Raw genomic sequence first — 16,406 nt, 5'->3', positions numbered from 1 at the left:
TTGCGCATCCTGCTGTTCACCGGAAAGGGCGGGGTCGGCAAGACGACCCTGGCCGCGGCCACCGCCGCGCGCGTCGCGGGCGAGGGCGGCAAGGTGCTGGCCGTGTCGACCGATCCGGCGCACTCGCTGGCCGACGCGCTGGGCGCCGAACTCGGCGCGCAGCCCCGCGAGGTCCGCGTCGGCGAAACCGGGGCGGTGCTGCACGCCGCCGAGGTGCAGACCCGGGGACTGGTCGACGGCACCTGGCGCGAACTGCGGGAACACCTGCGAACCCTGTTGCGCGGCGCGGGAATCGGCGACGTCGACGCCGAGGAGCTCACCGTCCTCCCCGGCGTCGAGGACCTGCTGGCGCTGGCCGAGGTGCACCGGCTCGCCGCGAGCGGGCTGTGGGACACGGTGATCGTCGACTGCGGCCCGACCGCCGAGACGCTGCGGCTGCTCGCCCTGCCGGAATCCCTGGCCGGATACCTGGAGCGGCTGTTCCCCGCGCACCGCAGGGCCGTTCGCGGCCTGCTGGCCGGGATCGCGGGCAGCGACCAGGTCGAGCGCTGGGACGCGGTGGCCGACGGGCTCGGCAGGCTCGCCGAGCAGCTGGCCGCCCTCAAGGACATGCTCACCGACGCCGGGACCAGCGTCCGCCTGGTGCTCACCCCGGAATCCGTGGTCGCCGCCGAGACCCGCCGGACGCTGACCGCCCTGGCGCTGCAGCGCATCCGCGTCGACGGGCTGGTCGCCAATCGCCTGGTCCCGCACCCGGGTTCGGCCCGCGGCGACGCGGCGAGCTGGCTGCGGACCCGCCGCAAGGAGCAGGAGAACGTCCTCGACGCGCTGCGCGCGGCCACCGACCTGCCGCTGCGCACCGTCGAGCACCGGGCCGCCGAGCCGGTGGGCACCGAGCAGCTGCTGGACCTGGGCGCCGAGCTCTACGGCGACGGCGATCCGCTCGCCAACGACGCCGCAGCGCCGGAGATGCACGTCGGCGGTGGTGGCCGGTCGCTGGACTCGGAGTACACGCTGCGGATCGGGTTGCCGCTGCACCCGGCGGCCGAGCTGGACCTGGCCCGGATCGGTCCGGAGCTGGCGATTACCGTCGACGGTCGGCGACGGCTCGTGGCCCTGCCCGCTGTGCTGCAGCGGTGCGTGGTGACCTCGGCCGTGGCCGGCGACGACGGGCTGACGGTGCGATTCCGTCCCGACCCCGATCTCTGGATGCGGTGAGGCGAGATGCGCGAGCACGATCGACTGCTCGAAGAGCTGCGGCTGCTGCTGGACGCGCTGGCCGGCAAGGCCGAGGAGTACCTGCGCGGTTGCGAGCAGGCACCGGAGCAGGACGGGGCCGGCTGCGGCTGGTGCCCGCTGTGCGCGGCGATGGCGCTGGCTCGCGGGCAGCGCCCGGAGCTCAACGATCAGCTGCTGGGCATCGTGCAGTTGCTGCGCCAGGCGCTGGTCGACCACTCCGGGACCGCGGCGAACGAGACGCCCGCCGACGAGGAACCCGAGCCGGAGGAGCCGAAGGTGCAGCGCATCCAGGTCCAGCGGGTCGCGGGCCCGGTGCTCGCGGAGAGCGACGCGGTGTGCTGACGATCGGCGTGGACGTGGGCGGCACCAGTGCGCGCGCGGCCGTGGTGGACGAGCACGGCCAGATCCTGCGGACGCACCGGGTGCCGACTCCGAAGACGGGTGCGGAGCTCAACTCGGCGATCGCCGACACCGTCCGGGTGCTCACCGACACCTACCCGGTCGACGGCGTGGGCCTGGCCGTGGCCGGGTTCGTCAGCGAGGACCTGCGGGTGGTGCGGTTCGCGCCGCACCTGCCGTGGCGGCACGTCGCCGTCGCCGACGAGCTCTCCCACCGCCTGGGCCTGCCGGTGGTGCTGGAGCACGACGCGAACGCGGCCGCGGTGGCCGAGCAGCGCTTCGGCGCCGCCGTCGGGGCGCGGGTGGCCGCGCTGGTGGCCATCGGCACCGGCATCGGCGGGGCGTTGGTGATCAACGGCGAGGTCTTCCGCGGCGCGTTCGGCGTCGCCCCCGAGCTGGGCCACCTGCGCCTGGTGCCGGACGGCCGCGAGTGCCCGTGCGGCAAGCGGGGCTGCTGGGAGCGCTACTGCAGCGGTACCGCGCTGGCCGCCACGGCCGCCGACCTGGGTGCCACGGGGCTGCCGACGGGCGTCGACGTGGCCCGCGCGGCCGACGCCGGCGACGAGCTCGCGCAGCGCGCGATGCACGACCTGGCCCGGTGGCTGGGGGAGGGGCTGGCGCTGGTCGCCGACGTCTACGACCCGGAGGTCGTGGTCATCTCGGGCGGCGTCTCGGACTCGGCGCACCTGTTCCTGGACCGGGCCCGCGAGCACTACGCCGCCGCCGTCACCGGCTCCGGCCACCGCCCGCTCGCCCGCGTCCGAGTCGCCCACCACGGCGACCCCGCGGCCATGATCGGGGCGGCGGCCATAGCCCGCCAGCACGTCCTGACAGGCCCGAAGGTCCGCTAGACCTGCGCTCCGTCGTCGTCCGCGTCGTGGGGTGGTGTGCGGCGGAGGCGGAAGAGGAGCCAGCCGATCCCGGCGCTGATCAGCACCAGGCCGAGCGGGAGCTTCACCGTCGCTCCGATGCCGGCGATGCCGGGCACCAGCAGCACCAGCACGCCGACCAGCACGATGCCGATGCCCAGGAACGTCGCCGCGCTGGGGACCGGCATCGGCGGAGGTTCCGGGGGGACGTAGTGCTCCTCCTCTTCCTCGCCGGGCGTCCAGTCGCGCGGGCCCTCGGGCTGGGACTGCGGAGCGGGAGCCTCGGCCGGTTGGGGAGCCTCAGCCGGTTTGGGGGTCTCGGTCCGGCCGGAGGTCTCCGACTCGTCGGCGGACTCGCCCTCGCCGGGCCACTTGCCGAACTCCTCGTCGCGCTCCAGGTCGGCGACGATCTCGGCGAAAGCGGCATCGATGTCCTCCGGACCGTCGGAGGAGTTGTGGCGCGCGCTCATACGGTCTCCCCGACCCGTTCGCGGTGGACACGGTGCACGAACTCGACGCTGTCGCCGAAGATCCGCGGCGCGTCGTGATCGAGGGTCGCGACGTGGTAGCTGTCGTCGAGCACCACCTCGGTGACGTCCTCGCTGCTCACCTCGTTCAGCACGATCGCGGAGTTCTCCGGCTCCACCACATGATCGACCGCCGAGTGCAGCAGAAGCAACGGTTGCCGCACGGATGCCAGATCGGCCCGCACCACGCCCCACAGCTGCTGCAGGCTCGCCATGCCGCGCAGCGGCAGCCGCGAGTAGGCCAGCTCCACGGTCTCGGGCTTGGCGATGTCACCGGCGATCGCGGCCAGCGACGGCACCACGCGGCTGATCAGCGGGAGCAGCTTCGCCTCCTTGCGCAAGGTCATCACCGACGGGTTGACCAGCACGATCCCGGCGAGGTCGGGGTGCTGTTCGGCGAGCCGCAGGGTCAGCGTGCCGCCCATCGACAGGCCGAAGACGAAGACCGTCCGGCACCGGCCGCGCAGCTCGTCGAGCGCGTGCTCGACGGCGCCGTACCAGTCCCGCCAGGTCGTGCGGTTGAGGTCCTGCCACCGCGTGCCGTGCCCCGGCAGCAGGGGGCAGCGCACGGACAACCCGGCCTCGGCCAGGTGCTCGGCCCACGCCCGCATGCTCTGCGGGGTGCTGGTGAAGCCGTGGCACAACAGCACGCCGATGTCCTCGGACCCCTCGTGCGCGAACGGTTCTGCGCCTACGAGCACGGACCCTCTTCCTCCCACCCGCGAACCTCCCAATCCGGATGCGCACCGCGGCACCGGTCAAGCCGGACCCATCGTCGCACGCGTCGCCGACGTTCGGGACCGGCTCGCCGCGCGCATCCGGCGCGACCGGAACGGGTCCATACCAGGTGTGACGTGATCGGTTTCCGGGCGGGTGCGCATTGTGCGCAAAGTGCGCGCTCCGTAGGCTGAACAGCACCATTTCACGCGTGAGGAGGCGGCGGCGCCGTGATGTACTGGGTGATGAAACACCTACTGCTCGGTCCCCTCATGAAGTTGTTCTGCCGCCCGCGCGTCGACGGGGTCGAGCACGTTCCGCTCGACGGTGGCGCGATCCTGGTCAGCAATCACATGGCCGTCGCGGACTCGTTCTTCATGCCGCTGATGATGCCGCGCCGGGTCACGTTCCTGGCCAAGCGCGAGTACTTCACCGGCAAGGGCGTGCGCGGCAAGCTCAAGAAGGCCTTCTTCTCCGGCGTCGGCCAGGTCCCGATCGACCGCTCCAGCGGTGCCGCCGCGCAGGCCGCGCTCGACACGGGCGTCCGGCTGCTCAGCGAGGGCAAGCTGCTCGGCGTCTACCCGGAGGGCACCCGCTCCCCGGACGGCCGCCTCTACAAGGGCAAGACCGGTGTGGCGCGGATGGCGCTGGAATCGGGGATGCCGGTCATCCCGATCGCGATGTTCGGCACCGACAAGGTCAACCCGATCGGCTCCAAGATGTGGTGGCCGCACAAGGTCGTGGTCAAGGTCGGCGAGCCGCTGGACTTCTCCCGCTACGAGGGCATGGCCGGTGACCGCTTCGTGGAGCGCTCGATCACCGACGAGATCATGTACGCCCTGATGGAGCTCTCCGGTCAGGAGTACGTCGACGTCTACGCCGCGAAGGTCAAGGACGAGCTCGCCGCGCAGGGCAACGACCTGGGCGGGTGGAGCAGCAGTTCGGCGTCCCGGCTGCCGGAGTCCAAGGCGGGCTGACGGGCCGAGCCCGAGCGCGGGAGCAGCGGCGCATACGCTTCCCGGGTGCGGTACTTCTACGACTGCGAGTTCATCGAGGACGGGCGGACCATCGATCTGGTGTCGATCGGTGTGGTCGACGAGACCGGCCGCGAGTTCTACGCGGTGTCCACCGAGTTCGACGCCGCCCGGGCGGGCGCCTGGGTGCGCCAGCACGTGCTGCCGCAGTTGCCGCCGCCGGCCGAGCAGGTGTGGAAGTCGCGGGCGCGCATCCGCGAGGACCTCTACAAGTTCCTGACCTCGCGGAACGGGAACATCGAGCTGTGGGCCTGGTACGCCGCCTACGACCACGTGGCGCTGGCCCAGCTGTGGGGCCCGATGCCGACGCTGCCCTCGCGCATCCCCAAGTTCACCCGTGACCTGCGGCAGCGGTGGGAGGACGTCGGCAAGCCGAAGCTGCCGTCGGCTCCCGACAACGCCCACGACGCGCTGGCCGACGCCAAGCACAACCTGGAGCGCTGGAAGGTCATCGAGGAGGTCCAGCGCAAGCGCGGCTACCCCCTCTGAGCCGAGCACTCGCTGTGAACCGGTGATTACCGGAGGGTAATGGCGCCAAGTCCTTGCTGCACCGATCCAGTCCGTGAAACTCTGTCTCCGAGGGGGAGACGTGGATCACTCATGGGTTGGATTCGAGGAGGCGGCAACAGCGATGTCCGCTGGAATGCGTGTCGGAGTACTCACCGGTGGCGGCGACTGCCCGGGGCTCAACGCGGTGCTCCGCGCGGTGACCCGCAAGGGGATCTCGGTCTTCGGCCACGAGATCATCGGTTTCCGGAACGGCTGGCTAGGCCCGATCGACGGCCTGACGACGCCGCTGACGCTGGACAAGGTGGAGGAGATCCTCAACCGGGGCGGCACGATCCTCGGTTCCTCCCGCACCAATCCCTACCAGGTCGACGGCGGAGTGGAGCGGCTCAAGGCCACCGTCGCCGAGCAGCGGATCGACGCGCTGATCGCCATCGGCGGTGAGGACACCCTCGGCGTGGCCGAGAAGCTCACCGCCGACGGCGTGCCGGTGGTGGGCGTGCCGAAGACGATCGACAACGACCTCGACGCGACCGACTACACCTTCGGCTTCGACACCGCGGTGCACATCGCGACCGAGGCGATCGACCGGCTGCGCACCACCGCCGAGTCGCACCACCGCGCGCTGGTCGTCGAGGTGATGGGCAGGCACGCGGGCTGGATCGCGCTGCACTCGGGCCTCGCGGGCGGCGCGAACGTGATCCTGGTGCCGGAGCAGGAGTTCAGCGTCGATCGCGTCGTCGACTGGGTGGAGCAGCGCTTCGAGCGCCAGTACGCCCCGATCATCGTCGTCGCGGAGGGCGCGATCCCGGAGGGCGGCGAGGAGCTGCTGGCCGGCGGCGAGAAGGACGCCTTCGGGCACGTCCGGCTCGGCGGTGTCGGCACCTGGCTGGCCGACGAGATCGCGCACCGCACCGGCAAGGAGTCCCGCGCGGTGGTCCTGGGCCACACCCAGCGCGGCGGCACCCCCACGGCCTACGACCGGGTGCTGGCCACCCGCTTCGGCCTGCACGCCATCGACGCCGTCGCCGAGGGCGACTTCGGCAAGATGGTCGCCCTGCGCGGCACCGACATCGTCCGCGTCCCGCTCCGCGAGGCCACGGCCTCCCTCAAGACGGTCCCCAAGGAGCGCCTCGCCGAAGCAGAAGTCCTCTTCGGCTGATCACCGATCCAGCCGCCGCCCTTCCGATCCCGGTTGGGCGGCGGTTCGTGGTTGAGGACGTGCGGTGGAGCTGGTCCCCGATCTCGGTTTCGTGATCGAAGGCGGGTGATTCCGTGAAAATCTCTGCCAGTTCCTCGAAGGTCCGCCAATGGTTCGGGGCGGTCGCCGGAATCAGGCGTGCGGCCGGGTGCCCGGTGATCGTGATGATGACTTCGTCACCGGCTGCGGCTCGGCGGACGAACCGAGCGGCGTGCTCCTGCAGGTCGCGCAGATCGACTTCGGCGGAATTGCTGCTCATGGAAGATTCGTAGCACCGCAGCTCACAGAGCCGGTTCGGATTCCTCCGACCGTGGTAGCCGCGTTCCGGGGAACCTGCGTTCCAGCATGTGGACGAGGGTTCTCGTCCGGTTAGGCTCTTCCTTCGCCGTTCGAACGGTTCGCAGGCCCCTCGTCGGTGCCGCGGCCGTGTTCCCCGTTCCATGCGAAGGAGCCCGCGTGTCCACGCAATCCGCCGCCGAGCGCCCGCCGGTGCTCATCCGCTCGGCGCAGGACGTCACAGAACTGGTCAACTCGGGTGCGGCGCGCGGCAGCCACGCGAAGATGATCGTGCTGCTGGCGCTGGGCGGGATCTTCCTCGACGCCTACGACCTGACGTCGCTGGCCTACGGCATCACCGACATCAAGCAGCAGTTCGGGCTGAGCTCGTTCGGCGCGGGCGCGGTGACGGCGTCGATCAGCGTGGGTGCGATCCTCGGCGCCTGGTTCGGCGGCGTGCTGGTGGACCGGCTCGGCCGCTACCGGGTCTTCATGGCCGACATGCTCTTCTTCGTCGTCTCCGCGATCGGCTGCGCGCTGGCGCCCAACGCCGAGGTGCTGATCCTGTGCCGGTTCCTGATGGGAATCGGTGTGGGCATGGACATCCCGGTCGCGATGGCCTTCCTCGCCGAGTTCTCCCGGCTGCGCGGCAAGGGCAGCAAGGGCGCGCGCACCGCGTCCTGGTCGACGGCCTGGTACGTGGCCACCAGCGGCTGCTACGTCGTGATCATGGCGCTGTACTTCCTGCTCCCGGAGGCCCACCACGGTCTGCTGTGGCGGTTCACGGTCGGTTTCGGCGCGGTGCCCGCGGTGGTGATCCTGCTGGTGCGCAACAAGTACATGAACGAGTCGCCGTCGTGGGCGGCCGACAACGGCGATCTGCACCGCGCGGCGGAGATCCTCACCCGCTCCTACGGCGTGAACGCCGTCGTCGCCGAGGGCGCGGAGGCCCCGCGCAAGCCCGAGCGCAAGGGACTTCCCGAGGTCAAGCGGCTTTTCGAGCGCCGCTACCGGGCCCGCACCTTCCAGGCCCTGACGATCGGGCTGGCGCAGACCTTCGGCTACAACGCGGTCGCCTACGGGCTGCCGGTGATCATCGCGAGCATCCTGGCGCAGGGCGCGCTGAACACGATCAGCGCGTCGCTGGTGCTCAACCTGGTCTTCGCCGTCACCGGTGGTGTGCTGGGGATCCGGCTGGCCAACCGGGCCGGTGCGTGGCGGCTGACCTTCGTCGGCTTCGCCGTCCAGCTGGGCTCGCTGGTGGTGCTGGCGCTGATCGGCGAGCCCGACGGCACTGCCTACGTGCTGTTCGCGATCGCCGCGCTGGGCGCGTTCATGTTCGCCCAGGCCTCGGGTCCGGGCGCGCACTTCATGAGCTTCGCCTCGTTGAGCTACCCGACGTCGATGCGCGGCACCGGCCTAGGTTTCAACCAGGGCACGCTGCGGGTCGGCTCGACGCTGGCGCTGTTCTTCTTCCCGGTCCTGAGCACGGCCCTGGGCAGCGGCGTGTTCTGGGTGATCGCCCTCGCCCCGCTCATGGGCCTCATCGCCCTCCTCGCCAAGCGCTGGGAACCCGTCGGCTACGACGCCGACGCCCAGGAAGCGGAAGCGGTGGCGGTGCGCTGAGCTTCGTTATGTGACAGCAACGCTGTCACGTTGACGGGGGTCGGTGGGGCGGCACAGGATTGACGCACCACCGGTTCAACGGGAAGCGAGTGCTCATGTCGCGGCGCGGTCAGATCGCCATGTCCGAGGGCGAGATCGTCGAGTTCATCGGCGAGCGCAGGGTCGTGATCCTGGCCAGCGTGAAGTCCGACGGGCGTCCTCACCTGGTGCCGATGTGGTTCGTGCCGAACGGCACGACGATCGAGGTCTGGTCCTACGGCACCTCGCAGAAGACGGTGAACCTGCGCCGCGACCCGCGCGCCACCCTGCTGCTGGAGGCCGGCACGGACTACGGGGAGCTGCGCGGCGTTTCGCTGGAGTGCGACGTCGAGGTCCTCGAAGGACCGGACGAGATCGAACGCCTCGGCCTGGCCATCGCCGTCCGCTACGGCCAGCTCACCGAAGCCGAGGCTCAGGACGACGGGGTCCGCGAACTCATGCGAGGCCGGGCCGCCAAGCGAGTCGGCCTCCGCTTCACCCCCACCCGAACCATCACCTGGGATCACCGGAAGCTCGGCGGGACCTACTGACGTGCGCTCGGACCGCACGTGCCGCCGTGGCCCGGGAGCGGGACGGTTTTAGCCATGATCACCCATGATCAAAGTCCGAATTGTCCGGGTAATTATGGCTAAAACCGTCCCCGGCGACGAACGACCACCGGACTGCGCCGTCGTTGGGCGGATTGATCCCGTGATCGGGGACCCGAATGCGGGAGCAATCCGGTCGCTGAGAACGGGTGTGATCGGGTCATCCCGGGTGGCCGGCTTTGAGGGTTTCGTTGCAGGTCCGGCAGGTGGGGGCACAGATCCAGTCCATTTCGGACGGAGTTGCCAGGGCGAAGACCTCGCCGCAGTGCGCGGGTTCGGCGGAACCGGCGTCGGCTCTGCGTCCGGGGAACGCGTGGCGGGTCAGGCCGTAGCCGTGCGAGTCGTCCGCGACCGGGAGCCAGAAGTGGCGCGCGGCGGGGGTCATCCGTGCCTCCATCGCTGCTGATTACGTAACGTTGCACGAATGGCACTAGGAGTCACTTGCGGTCCTGAGGGACAACGCGGGGACAATGCTCGGGTGGAGAGCGCCGGGACTCGGATCGCCGTGCTGCGCAAGCTCGCCGGGTGGACGCAGCAGCAGTTGGCCGCGCGCACCTTCGTGTCCACGAGCCTGGTCAAGAAGGTCGAGCAGGGGCGGACACCACCGAGCCCCGCGTTCCTCTCGGCCTGCGCGAAGGCGTTCGGGGTTGATGCCCGGGAGCTGCACGGGGTTCGCATCGCCGACGTCGTCGCCGACTTCCACAGCGAGCAGGCCGACATCCCCGAACTCCGGGAAGCGCTGCACGCCTTCGACGATCCGCGGCCCAGCGGCCGCGAGCTGAGCACGCCTGAGCTGAGGGCGCTCCTCGACCGTGCCGAACGGCTCCGCGCCGCGCAGCGCTACGCCGACCTCGCGCGGCTCCTCCCGCAAGCCCTGCACCACCTCTTCGCGCTGGTCGGGGACACCTCGCCGGGCACCGACGACGGCGAGCGGGCACGGGCGGTGCTGCACGACACCTACCGGCTGAGCGCGTCCGTCGCGGGCAGGTTCGGGCATCCGGACCTCGCCGCGATCGCGACGGAACGGCACGTGGCGATCGCGCCGGACACCGCTGATCCGCTCCGCCGAGAGGTCTCGGCGTGGCACCGGTCGAGCCAGTTCCTGCAGGCCGGGCACCACGCCTCCGGTGCGCGGCTGCTCGCTCGCGCGCTGCACCGCGTCGCCGACCGGACGGACCCGCGAGCCCTCGGCGTCCGGGCGCAGCTGCACTTGCGGGCGGCGGTGCTCGCCGCGCGCGGCGGCGACGGCGACCGCGCCGACGAGCACGTCCGCTCGGCCCGGGAGCTGGTCCGGGCGGGAGCCGAGGCGGCGCCGTACTGCAACACCGATGCGAGCGAGCTGAACGTCGACGTGCACTGGTGCGCGGTCCCGGTCGAGCGCTACGACGCGACGGAGGCCGTCAGCCGGGGAGCCCGGGTGTCGATCGTCGACGCCGCGCGGCCGGAGCGCGTCGCGCGCCACCACATCGACCAGGCTCGGGCGTGGACGTTGCACGGGAACCGGGACCGGGCGCTGGACGAGCTCAACTCCGCTCGCCGGGTCTCCCCGCATCAGGTCAGGGCCCATCCGTCGGTGCGGGAGACGGTGCGGGCGCTGCTCGCCGGGGAGCGGGCGCCTTCCGGTGGGCTGACGGGTTTCGCGCGCTGGGCCGGGGTGAGCGGGCTCTGAACCGATGTCGGCCGTTCCCCGCCGGGTTTTCCGGTTTCGGGTCGGGGTGGTCGTTCGGTGGGGGACGTGTGATGAGCGGGGCTCGTGGTGGGGTGGGCGGATTCTGAATCGACGCCGACCGGTAGCGGACGTGGTGGGTCCGAGTGTGAGACTGCGCTCCCGGCGGAAAACCAGTGGCGCCGAGCGCCTATTCTTTACCGTGTGAACTGGACCGTCGACGTCCCCGTAGATGACCTGCCCGAGTTGCCTCCGCTGCCCTCGGAGATGCGCGCGCGTCTCGACGACGCCCTCGCTCGCCCGGCGGCCCAGCAGCCGACGTGGCCGGACCAAGAGGTCGGCAGCGTTCGCAAGGTGCTGGAGAGCGTTCCCCCGGTGACCGTGCCCACCGAGGTGGACCAGCTGCGCCGCCACCTCGCCGCCGTCGCGCGCGGCGAGGCCTTTCTGCTGCAGGGGGGTGACTGCGCGGAGACGTTCGCGGACAACACCGAGCCGCACATCCGCGGCAACATCCGGACCCTGCTGCAGATGGCCGTCGTCCTGACCTACGGCGCGAGCATGCCGGTGGTCAAGCTCGGACGCATCGCCGGTCAGTACGCCAAGCCGCGCTCCAGCGACACCGACGCCCTCGGCCTGCCGTCCTACCGGGGCGACATGGTCAACTCGCTGGTCGCCACCGAGGAGGCCCGGCGGCACGACCCGTCGCGGCTCATCCGCGCCTACGCCAACGCCAGCGCCGCGATGAACCTCTCCCGCGCGATGACCAGCGCCGGGATGGCCGCGCTGACCAAGGTGCACGACTGGAACAAGGACTTCGTGCTCAACTCGCCGGCGGGTGAGCGCTACGAGTCCGTCGCCGCCGAGATCGACCGCGGCCTGCGCTTCATGCACGCCTGCGGCGTCGACGACTCCAGCCTGCACTCGGTGGAGTTCTTCGCCAGCCACGAGGCGCTCGTGCTCGACTACGAGCGCGCGATGCTGCGCCTGGACACCAGCGGTGACCAGGCCAAGCTCTACGACCTGTCCGGTCACTTCCTGTGGATCGGCGACCGCACCCGCCAGCTCGACGGCGCGCACATCGCCTTCGCCGAGCTGATCTCCAACCCGATCGGTCTCAAGATCGGCCCGACGACCACGCCCGAGCAGGCCGTGGAGTACGTCGAGCGGCTCGACCCGAACAACGAGCCGGGTCGGCTCACGCTGATCAGCCGGATGGGCAACGGCAAGGTGCGCGACGTGCTGCCCGACATCGTCGAGAAGGTCACCGCCTCCGGGCACCAGGTGATCTGGCAGTGCGACCCCATGCACGGCAACACCCACGAGGCCAGCACCGGCTACAAGACCCGTCACTTCGACCGCGTCGTCGACGAGGTGCAGGGCTTCTTCGAGGTGCACAACCGGCTGGGCACCCACCCGGGCGGCATCCACATCGAGCTGACCGGCGAGGACGTCACCGAGTGCCTGGGCGGTGCCCAGGAGATCTCCGACTCCGACCTGGCCGGCCGCTACGAGACCGCCTGCGACCCGCGCCTGAACACCCAGCAGTCGCTGGAGCTCGCGTTCCTCGTCGCCGAGATGCTGCGCGGCTGAGTTGTGAACGGGGTTCCCGCTCCCGTTGCTTGGCGGTGCGGGTAGCGGAACCTCAGACGCCGTCTGGCTCCGGGATCCGCGACTGATGTATGTCCAATGCACGGCGCTGCGGCTGTCCTCACCAGACGACGTCTGAGAACCCGCGGTGGTGCGAGTTGCTCAGGTGGTGAAAGAGAAAGCGGCTTCGCCGCTTGCCTGACGAGAGAGCGGGGTCCGGATTCGTCCGGGCCCCGCTTCGTCGTTCCTAGCGGCGGAGCTGCGGGGAGCGGAGGTCCCGGGTGAAGTCGCGGATCGGGTCGCTGAGGCCGAGCGGGTCGAAGCGCACCAGGGAGATCCCGCCCAGCACGGCCGCACCGATGCCGACCGCGACGAACGGCCAGTTGTACATCGCCTGCTCGCCGTCGGGGTAGTAGGCCAGCACCAGCGCGATCGAGGCCCCCACCACGTAGGACAGGGCTCGGGGCGTCCACGCGAACGCCGAGCCCAGCGCCAGGCCCCAGGTCAGGTACCAGGGCAGCACGACGGGCGAGAGCAGCGCACCGCAGCACAGCACGATCGCCGCGCGCCGCACGGCCTCGGTGCCGCCGTCGCGGGCCTGCCACCAGTTCCAGGCCAGCAGCGCCAGCAGCAGCATCGAGCCGAGCGTGCGGGTGGTGCCCACGATCGGCCAGATGTTGAGCTCGCCGAACAGCGACAGCACCGTGTGCGCGGCCTGCCCGACGGCCGTCGGCGCCGACAGGTAGTTCACGATCATGCCCGGCGCCGACAGCGCCGACAGCCAGCCGAAACCGACCTTCGCCAGCGCCGTGCACGCGCCGAAGACCACCACGAACACGCCCAGCGCGGGCACCACGGCGTGCACGAAGCGGCGCAGCCTCGGGCCCTCCAGCCGCTCCGCCCACAGCCACACCAGGAACGGCAGCGCCAGACCCGCGGTCGCCTTGACGGCCATCGCCGCCGACACCAGCCCGATGCCGAGCACCTTGCGGCCCTTGAGCATCGCCAGCGTCCCGGTCGCGAGCAGGCCGATCATGAGCATGTCGTTGTGCGGGCCGCCGACCAGGTGCACCACGGTCATCGGGCTCGCCGCCACCAGCCACAGCGCGACCGGGAGCCGCCCGCCCAGCCGCTCGACCAGGCCGGGCAGCGCGCAGATCAGCAGCACCAGGCCGCCGAGCAGCACCAGGCGCATCACGATGACGCTGGCGATCACGTCGTGCCCGGCCAGCAGGATCACGCCCTTGGCCACGCCGATGAACAGCGGCCCGTAGGGCGCGGGCGTGGTCTGCCAAGTGGGGTGGACGTTCTCCGGGATCGGCCCGGTCAGCATCGCCGGGCCCACGCCGTAGGGGTCCATGCCGTGCAGCGCCAGCAGGCCCTGGCCGAGGTAGCTGTAGACGTCGCGGGTGAACAGCGGTGGGGCGACCATGATCGGCGCCAGCCACGCGGCCGTCGCCCACAGCACTCCGCGCGCGGTGACCAGCTCGGCGAGCACGCCGCGCCCGAGCCGCACCCACGCCCACACGAGCAGGGCGAAGCCGAGGTAGACGGAGGTGATGGCGACGTCGCGGCCGTGCCCGTAGCGCAGCACCGACAGCGGGCCGTCGCCCAGGACCGGGTCGTGGATCAGGGTTCCGGCGGCGCCGATCGAGCCGGCCAGCAGCAGCGCGGAACCGATCGCGCCCAGCGCGATGGTGCGCCAGGGCAGCGGACGTCCGGGGAGACGCCCGCCGGGGCTGAACGGGTCGGCTGTCGTGTTGGTGGTCCGCTCGGACCGGTCGGGGGCCGACTCCACTGAGACACTCGGGGCCATTGTGCGTTCAATAGTTCCACAAGCGCCTGCTCATCCGGCTCTGACCAGGCCAGATCGCGTCGGGGATGGCGGCCGGAGCTGATCTTCGAAACCCGGGTCGCCCCAGGTAGATCCACACGTCGGAGAAACGTTACAAGTCGGACACGAGATCAGGATCACACTGCCGGGTGGAGATCTCCCACCGAAGAGGCGACCCCGGGGCCTGTGATCAGAACGCCGTGACGTGGATGGCCGAGCCCGGCTGCACGCGACTGCCCGGCAGCGGGTACTGACCCAGGATGACCATGTCCTGCCGCTGGAACAGCGCCTGCACGCTCAGCTGCAGCCCGAGCTGGGCGACCTGGGCCTGCGCCTCGGTGACCTTCATGCCGTTGAGGCTGGGGACCGGGACCGCGTTGGACACGACCACGCCGATCCGCGGCTGGCCGACCAGCTTCACCTCGGTGCCGATCGCCGGGTTGGTGCTGATCACCTTCCCGGCGTCGATGTCGCCGTCGAACTGCTGGCCCGCGTCGTAGGGCTCGAAACCGGCGTTGCTCAGCGTGGTGAACGCGTCCTCGCGGCTCATCCCGCGCACGTCCGGGACCTGCACCGGCGGCGGGCCCTTGCTGACGATCAGCGACACCTCGGAGTTGAGGTTCACCCGCGTGCCCGGACCCGGGTCGACGCCGATCACGCGGCCCTCGGGGACGTTGCGGTCGTACCGGGAACCGGAGGAGTCCTGCTTGGGCTGCAGCTTGGCGTTGCGGATCAGGTTCTCGGCCTCGGCGACCGTGACGCCCGCCGCGATCTGCGGGACCGCGGGCTTGCCGAGCGAGACCACGACGTCGACGGAACCACCGCTGCGCACCTTGGAGCCCTCGGCGGGGCTGGAGCTGAGCACGATGCCTTCCGGCACGTCGTTGTCGTTCTCCTTGCTCACGTTCGCGCTCAGGCCCGCGCTCTCCAGCGACTGGACGGCCTGCTGCTCGGAGACCCCGACCAGCTTGGGCACCGCGACGGAGCTGCCGAAGCCGAGCCAGAACGCGGCCCCGCCCACCAGCGCGGCCACCACCAGCACGACCAGCGCCCACATGGCCCCGTTGCGGCGGCCCCGGCGGCGTTCCGGTGCCATGCCGGAACCCGGCGGTGGGGCGTGGTACTCGTCGGTGGCCGGGCGGGCGAGCGCGCGGGTGTGCTGGCGCGGCGGCTGGGCCGCGGGCAGCGGTTCGACCCGCGTCGGCTGGGCGCGCACGGTCGGGAACTGCTCGGTCGGCGGGTCGGCGACCGGCGGCATCAGCGCGGTCCGCGCCTCGGAGGCGGGCACCGGCACGGCCACCGGTTCGATGCCCAGGTCGGTCCGCGCCTGGTCCAGCTCGGCCAGGAACGCCTCGGCGTCGGCGGGCCGCTGCGCCGGGTCGCGCCGGGTGGCGCGCAGCACCAGGGCGTCGATCGCGGGCGGCACCTCCGGCGAGGTCTGCGCGGGAGGCGGGACGTCGTCGTTGACGTGCTGGTAGGCCACCGACATCGCGGTGTCGCCGACGTAGGGCGGGCGACCGGTCAGCAGCTCGTAGAGCACGATCCCTGCGGCGTAGACGTCGGTGCGCGCGTCGGCGGCACCCGTCGTGACCTGCTCGGGGGAGAGGTAGGCGACGGTTCCCAGGATGATGCTGCCGCTGGTGGTGCCCGCCTCGGCGGCGGCGCGGACCAGCCCGAAGTCGGCGACCTTGACCGAACCGTCGTTGCCGATGAGCACGTTCTCCGGCTTGACGTCGCGGTGCACCATGCCCGCCCGGTGCGCGGCGGCCAGCGCCGAGAGGACCGGCTGCATGACGCTGAGCGCCATCGCCGGCGGCAGCTTGCCGCCCCGGTCCATGATCAGATCGCGCAGCGTGCAGCCCTCGACGAGCTCCATCACCAGGAACACGTGGTCGCCGTCGGGGCCGTGGTCAACGCCCTGGTCGTAGACGGCGACGACGTCGTTGTGGTGCAGCTTCGCGGCGGAACGGGCCTCGCGCTCGAAGCGGTCGACGAACGAGCGGTCACCGGAGTAGCGGCCGTCCATCACCTTCAGCGCGACCGGACGCTCCAGCCTGGTGTCCAGGCCCCGGTAGACGGTCGACATGCCGCCGCGAGCGATGACCGAGTCCACCCGGTAGCGACGCTCGAGGAAGGCTCCGACGAGGCCGTTGCCCTGCCCTTGCCGCGTCTCAGATGTCATCGCTCGCCATTCCCCGGGTTCCTTGCCACCCCCGATTGTGGCAGGTACGCGCACGATACCGGTGGTCGGTCGGGCGAGGGTGTTGATCAACGAGATTACGCGAGCGGTGCTCGGCA

At 71.2% G+C, this 16,406-nt stretch carries 16 protein-coding genes; 10 read left to right on the top strand and 6 right to left on the bottom strand.

The genetic code is table 11. The annotated features are described in order from the left end of the window. Genes QFW96_RS20400 through QFW96_RS20390 form a run of 3 tightly spaced genes read left to right on the top strand, consistent with a single transcriptional unit; the run spans position 1 to position 2,489 of the window. Positions 1-1,218 (top strand): ArsA family ATPase, encoded by a 1,218-nt coding sequence (locus tag QFW96_RS20400; RefSeq protein ID WP_281457289.1) that lies wholly within the window; start codon positions 1-3, stop codon positions 1,216-1,218. Positions 1,219-1,224: 6 nt separating this feature from the next. Beyond that, positions 1,225-1,581: a hypothetical protein gene (locus QFW96_RS20395; RefSeq protein ID WP_281457288.1), complete on the top strand. Its 357-nt coding sequence runs from the start codon at positions 1,225-1,227 to the stop codon at positions 1,579-1,581. Further along, positions 1,575-2,489, top strand: coding sequence for an ROK family protein (locus tag QFW96_RS20390; protein ID WP_281457287.1), 915 nt, complete (start codon positions 1,575-1,577; stop codon positions 2,487-2,489). Before QFW96_RS20395 ends, QFW96_RS20390 begins: the two co-directional genes overlap by 7 nt. Here QFW96_RS20390 and QFW96_RS20385 read toward each other — a convergent pair. Both QFW96_RS20385 and QFW96_RS20380 read right to left on the bottom strand, forming a co-directional pair. Beyond that, positions 2,486-2,977 (bottom strand): DUF308 domain-containing protein, encoded by a 492-nt coding sequence (locus QFW96_RS20385; protein ID WP_281457286.1) that lies wholly within the window; start codon positions 2,975-2,977, stop codon positions 2,486-2,488. The genes QFW96_RS20390 and QFW96_RS20385 overlap by 4 nt on opposite strands. Further along, complete coding sequence (locus tag QFW96_RS20380) at positions 2,974-3,735, bottom strand: alpha/beta hydrolase (RefSeq protein WP_281457285.1); 762 nt, start codon at positions 3,733-3,735, stop codon at positions 2,974-2,976. The genes QFW96_RS20385 and QFW96_RS20380 overlap by 4 nt, the downstream gene beginning before the upstream one ends. A 246-nt stretch (positions 3,736-3,981) precedes the next feature. On the opposite strand from QFW96_RS20380, the gene QFW96_RS20375 reads away from it, so the two are divergent. The 3 genes from QFW96_RS20375 (at position 3,982) to QFW96_RS20365 (ending at position 6,454) form a co-directional block, all read left to right on the top strand. Next, positions 3,982-4,728, top strand: coding sequence for a lysophospholipid acyltransferase family protein (locus tag QFW96_RS20375; RefSeq protein ID WP_281457284.1), 747 nt, complete (start codon positions 3,982-3,984; stop codon positions 4,726-4,728). A 45-nt stretch (positions 4,729-4,773) separates the two neighbouring features. Further along, positions 4,774-5,274, top strand: a complete 501-nt coding sequence (locus tag QFW96_RS20370; protein WP_281457283.1) for a polyadenylate-specific 3'-exoribonuclease AS — start codon at positions 4,774-4,776, stop codon at positions 5,272-5,274. A 154-nt stretch (positions 5,275-5,428) separates the two neighbouring features. Beyond that, positions 5,429-6,454, top strand: coding sequence for a 6-phosphofructokinase (locus tag QFW96_RS20365; protein WP_281457350.1), 1,026 nt, complete (start codon positions 5,429-5,431; stop codon positions 6,452-6,454). Here QFW96_RS20365 and QFW96_RS30230 read toward each other — a convergent pair. After that, complete coding sequence (locus QFW96_RS30230) at positions 6,402-6,752, bottom strand: type II toxin-antitoxin system Phd/YefM family antitoxin (protein WP_425524774.1); 351 nt, start codon at positions 6,750-6,752, stop codon at positions 6,402-6,404. The two genes, QFW96_RS20365 and QFW96_RS30230, sit on opposite strands and share 53 nt — an antisense overlap. 197 nt (positions 6,753-6,949) lie before the next feature. Between QFW96_RS30230 and QFW96_RS20360 the strand changes: the two genes are divergently transcribed. Further along, complete coding sequence (locus tag QFW96_RS20360) at positions 6,950-8,395, top strand: MFS transporter (protein ID WP_281457282.1); 1,446 nt, start codon at positions 6,950-6,952, stop codon at positions 8,393-8,395. Positions 8,396-8,490: 95 nt separating this feature from the next. After that, positions 8,491-8,964, top strand: a complete 474-nt coding sequence (locus tag QFW96_RS20355) for a PPOX class F420-dependent oxidoreductase (RefSeq protein ID WP_281457281.1) — start codon at positions 8,491-8,493, stop codon at positions 8,962-8,964. 217 nt (positions 8,965-9,181) lie between these two features. Here QFW96_RS20355 and QFW96_RS20350 read toward each other — a convergent pair whose 3' ends face one another. Next, on the bottom strand, positions 9,182-9,406 hold the full coding sequence (locus QFW96_RS20350; protein WP_281457280.1) for a hypothetical protein: 225 nt from the start codon (positions 9,404-9,406) through the stop codon (positions 9,182-9,184). A 93-nt stretch (positions 9,407-9,499) separates the two neighbouring features. Between QFW96_RS20350 and QFW96_RS20345 the strand changes: the two genes are divergently transcribed. Then, positions 9,500-10,690: a helix-turn-helix domain-containing protein gene (locus QFW96_RS20345; protein ID WP_281457279.1), complete on the top strand. Its 1,191-nt coding sequence runs from the start codon at positions 9,500-9,502 to the stop codon at positions 10,688-10,690. A gap of 201 nt (positions 10,691-10,891) precedes the next feature. Beyond that, positions 10,892-12,277: a class II 3-deoxy-7-phosphoheptulonate synthase gene (locus tag QFW96_RS20340; protein ID WP_281457278.1), complete on the top strand. Its 1,386-nt coding sequence runs from the start codon at positions 10,892-10,894 to the stop codon at positions 12,275-12,277. 244 nt (positions 12,278-12,521) lie between these two features. On the opposite strand, the gene mptB is transcribed toward QFW96_RS20340, so the two are convergent. Both mptB and pknB read right to left on the bottom strand, forming a co-directional pair. Next, positions 12,522-14,090, bottom strand: coding sequence for a polyprenol phosphomannose-dependent alpha 1,6 mannosyltransferase MptB (gene mptB, locus QFW96_RS20335; RefSeq protein ID WP_281457277.1), 1,569 nt, complete (start codon positions 14,088-14,090; stop codon positions 12,522-12,524). A gap of 208 nt (positions 14,091-14,298) precedes the next feature. After that, a complete protein-coding gene (gene pknB, locus QFW96_RS20330) occupies positions 14,299-16,290 on the bottom strand; it encodes a Stk1 family PASTA domain-containing Ser/Thr kinase (RefSeq protein WP_281457276.1) in 1,992 nt (663 codons plus the stop codon). Positions 16,291-16,406: the final 116 nt, after the last annotated feature.

Source organism: Saccharopolyspora ipomoeae (genome assembly GCF_029952525.1).
GTDB lineage: Bacteria > Actinomycetota > Actinomycetes > Mycobacteriales > Pseudonocardiaceae > Saccharopolyspora > Saccharopolyspora ipomoeae.
Note: the sequence above shows the minus strand (reverse complement) of the source record. Positions and strands in the feature narration are given on the sequence as shown.